The organism is Hoeflea sp., from assembly GCF_039975035.1.
GTDB lineage: Bacteria > Pseudomonadota > Alphaproteobacteria > Rhizobiales > Rhizobiaceae > Hoeflea.
In genome coordinates, this window is the sequence record NZ_JBDWHW010000238.1 from 1 (window position 1) to 3,814 (window position 3,814).

Consider the following 3,814-nt stretch of genomic DNA (forward strand, 5'->3'; position numbering starts at 1 on the left):
AGTGTGGAAAGAGTATATCAAGAACCAGAAACCGCCTGACCCTGACGATGATTTTGAGGTTGTGTAGTCCGCCGAAGGGCGGACCAATCCGGCTTATAGCCGTAACCCGAAGCCACCGGCTTTAGCCGGTGGAGCATTCACTCTCCCTGTCGCTCTTTCTGGGGCGGGATCAAAATCGGAAATCCGGGCCCGATTGAGACGTCACAGCCCGCAAACAATTGGAGCAGATCATGATTAGGTACAACAGGGTAGGAACGAATACCGCCAAGATGCTGATGGTATCGGCACTGGCACTGACCGCATGGAGCGGCAACGCGCTGGCTGCAGGCGAATTGCATCTTTACAACTGGACGAACTATTTCGCTCCGGAACTGCTCGAGCGCTTCGAGAAGGAAACCGGCACCAAGGTGACCGTCGACAACTTTGCCTCGGAAGAAGATCTTCTGGCCAAGCTGCAGGCCGGTGGCGGCGGGTATGACGTGATTTTCCCCGGCACCACAACGCTTGGCGTGATGGTGGAAAAGGGCATGCTGGCCAAGATCGAAGTCAGCAAGATGGAGAACTTCAAGAACCTGCTGCCTGCGTTCACAACCATCGCAGGCGATGAGAACCGCGACTATTCCGCGCCCTATATGTGGGGGACGACCGGATTTACCTACGATCCTTCAATGGTGCCGGGCGGCAAGCTTGAGGAAAGCTGGAAGGCGATTTTCGAGCCCAGCGATGAGTTGAAGGGCAAGATCGCCATGCTCAACGAAATGTCCGATGTCTGGAACGCTGCGGCCTACTATACCGGCATCGACAAATGCACCGAGGATCCGGCTGAAGCCCAGAAGATCCTTGATGTGCTGATGGCCCAGAAGCCGGACGTGAAGCTTTATTCCAATGACGGAACCATTGATCGGATGATTGCCGGCGAGGTTGCCGTTCACATGCAGTGGAATGGCGCGGCGCACCGCGTCAAGGCCAAGAAGCCGGACGATGTATATGTCTATCCCAAGGAAGGCACCACCTTCTGGACCGACGTGATCGCCGTCCCGAAGGACGCCCCGAACATGGAAGCTGCGAAGATATTCATCAACTGGATGATGTCGCCTGACGTGGCCGCTGCAGCGTCCAATTACACCGGCTATTCCAATGCGGTGGCCGGGTCCGGCGAGTTCCTGAAAGAAGATCTCAAGGCTGACCCCGCAGTCAACACGCCGGCGGAATACAATGACCGGCTGCGTGCTTACAAAGCCTGCTCGCCAGCATCCAAGGATCTGCGCGAGAAGGTCTGGACCAAGCTCAAGTCATAATTCGAAACCGATGTGATGAAAGGGCCGGGGGCTTGGTGCGTCCGGCTTTTTTTCTCGTCCGGCAATGTATCCGGGCCTTACTGGAGCTTTTCGGCTAGGGTAAGGTCGCAGCCAACGTTACCATAAATTTGTCCGGAAATAGGAAACCCAACTGAGCTTCGGTGCGTGGCGACCGCTTCAGACGAGACAATCGGAGCTCCCAGAATTATTTGTCAGCATTATCAGCAGGGTGGCGAGAGAGGGCAACGGCGTCGGGATCCTCGAAGTCGAGATTGCAGCAGATGCGGTAGGATTCGAGCTGCTCAGCGTCGAGTTTTCCACATTGGTAGAAAAACATTGCCGCGCCGTAGCGGTGCATGCCTGAACCCGGAGCGCCAAGCGGCAATAACAGCAGCTTGAGTTGCCGCTCCTCATCCGCGTTTTCGGGTTCTATCCACGGCATGCTCGTTGCTCCGGGCCTAGTAGTCGGCAGGTGGCGTCGCGGTCCGGCGCGGGTGGACGAAGAAGGGCTTTTCAACCGGATGGCATCGCGCCATGCGCCGTTGCCACCGGATTTCCTTCTGCAGATAGATCTCGACCCACAGATCGCCAGTGACGGTCTGGCCATAGGGGGCGTCGAGCCAGGCGTAGGCGATGTTGCGCTTACAGGTCGGAGACCAAAGTGCCGAGGTCACTTGACCCACCTCTCGGGACTTCTTGTGATAGACCAGCGCATTGTGCGCAGGCTTGTCGCGCTCGATCTCGATCGCCACCAGTTTGCGGTGCGGGGTCTGTGTGGACAGCTCCAGAAGCGCGCGGCGGCCATTGAAATGCGGCTTGTCGAGGGTCACCAGCCACTCAAGGCCCAGTTCATAGGGCGTGTTGGACCGGTCTGGTCTCAGCACGGTTTGCGCCGAGAGAAAATCGACCTTTGGCAACACGAACCCGGCTTCAATGCGGGCCATGTCGAGCGCCTCATAGCCGATGACACGCAAGCCGCGAAGCTTTCCGATTGCCATCAGGCGGTCCCAGACCGTGAGCGCGTCAGCGGGCGCCATCCAGAGTTCATAACCAAGGTCGCCGGTGAAGCCGGTGCGGGAAATGGTAACCGCCGCGCCGGCTATTTCAAACTCGGCGATCCCGAAGGGTTTGAGCGTTTCGATGCCGGTCAGGCCGATCTTCTTGAGCAGCGCGCAACTGGTGGGACCTTGCAGCGCCAAGCCGGCGATGTCGCGGGTGACGTCGCGAATTGTGACATCAAAGCCCCAGGCGATGTCTTCGAGCCAGGACAGCTGCGGCTCCTGGCAACAAAGCCGGAATTCGGTGTCTGACAGCCGGAAGACGGTGCCGTCATCGACCACCTGGCCATCCTCGTCGCACCAGATGCAGTAGGCAACGCGACCCGGCTTGAGTTTGCGGATGTCGCGGGTGACCAGTCGGTTGACGACTGCTTCGGCGTCCCGTCCGGTGATCGCATATTTGCACATCGGCGAAATGTCGAACAGCGTCGACTGGTTGCGGATGGCGAAATATTCGAACTCGACGCTGTCGAGCACGGACGGGGAGGCGTAGCCCATCCAGTTCATCCAGGCCTGCTGGCGGTTGTGGGAGACCAGACGATCATGAAAGGGGCCGGGCTCCAGCCCCAAGGCCACCTGTCCGATTGGTTTTGCCTCGGCTGCCATCTCAGATTCCCCCGTCGCGAAGTGCTGTGCGCGCCGCATTGAAGCCGGGAGCGCCGGAAATGTCGCCGCCGGGATGGGCGCCTGCGCCACAAAGATAGAGGCCTTTCACCGGCATGCGGTATTGGGCCGCTCCATCGAAGGGCCGCAACATCAACAACTGATCGACGCGCAATTCGCCGTGATGCCAATGCCCGCCTGAGACGCCATAGCCGGTTTCGATGTCGACGGGCGACATTACCCGGCTGGCGGTGACAGCGGACGACAATCCCGGTAGGGCATCCTCCAGGACGGCAACAACCGAAGCTGAAAGTTTCGCCTTGGCGTCGTCGGTCCAGCCGCCGTTCAAATCATAGGGCGTGAACTGGGCGCTGACGCAGAGCCTGTTGGCGGCGGCATCATAGGTGGCTTCCAGCACCGGTCTGGCCGGTATGTCGCCATACTTGGCGGCGTTGAAGGCAGTTTCAATCGCCTGCATGTCGGGGGCGATCGTCAGCCGCTGACCGGATTTGAGGTCTCCGCCGCCACGCAACACGGGCGCCTGTCCGATGTCGAAATCCAGACGGCTGACCATGCCCTTCGATGCCATGTTGCGGCAACGCCGGACGAATTCGCCATCAAGATGCTCAACGCCGAGAAGCGTCATCAACGTGGTCCCGGGTGAAGCGTTGGAGAGCACCACCGGAGCCGGGATCTCTTCACCTGATTTGAGCCGCACGCCTGCGGTGCGATCATTGTCGACCATGATCCTGTCCACCGGTGAACCTGTGCGGATTTCCCCGCCGGCAGCGGTGACGCACTCGTTCAAGGCCTTGACCAGAGCGTCGGGACCGCCGTCTGGCATGATCCGAAGGC

Annotated in this window: 4 protein-coding genes; 1 reads left to right on the forward strand and 3 read right to left on the reverse strand. The window is 59.5% G+C overall.

All coding sequences use genetic code 11. From position 1 onward, the window contains the following. Positions 1 to 230 precede the first annotated feature (230 nt). On the forward strand, positions 231 to 1,298 hold the full coding sequence (locus tag ABJN75_RS21050; protein ID WP_348441570.1) for an extracellular solute-binding protein: 1,068 nt from the start codon (positions 231 to 233) through the stop codon (positions 1,296 to 1,298). A 205-nt stretch (positions 1,299 to 1,503) separates the two neighbouring features. On the opposite strand, the gene ABJN75_RS21055 is transcribed toward ABJN75_RS21050, so the two are convergent. From ABJN75_RS21055 to ABJN75_RS21065, 3 genes are all read right to left on the reverse strand, one after another. Beyond that, entirely contained in the window at positions 1,504 to 1,740 is a 237-nt protein-coding gene (locus ABJN75_RS21055) for a hypothetical protein (RefSeq protein WP_348441571.1), read from the reverse strand. 16 nt (positions 1,741 to 1,756) lie between these two features. Next, positions 1,757 to 2,962, reverse strand: coding sequence for an aminomethyltransferase family protein (locus tag ABJN75_RS21060; RefSeq protein ID WP_348441572.1), 1,206 nt, complete (start codon positions 2,960 to 2,962; stop codon positions 1,757 to 1,759). Position 2,963: 1 nt separating this feature from the next. Further along, the coding region (locus ABJN75_RS21065) for an NAD(P)/FAD-dependent oxidoreductase (RefSeq protein WP_348441573.1) at positions 2,964 to 3,814 on the reverse strand (851 nt) is incomplete at its 5' end.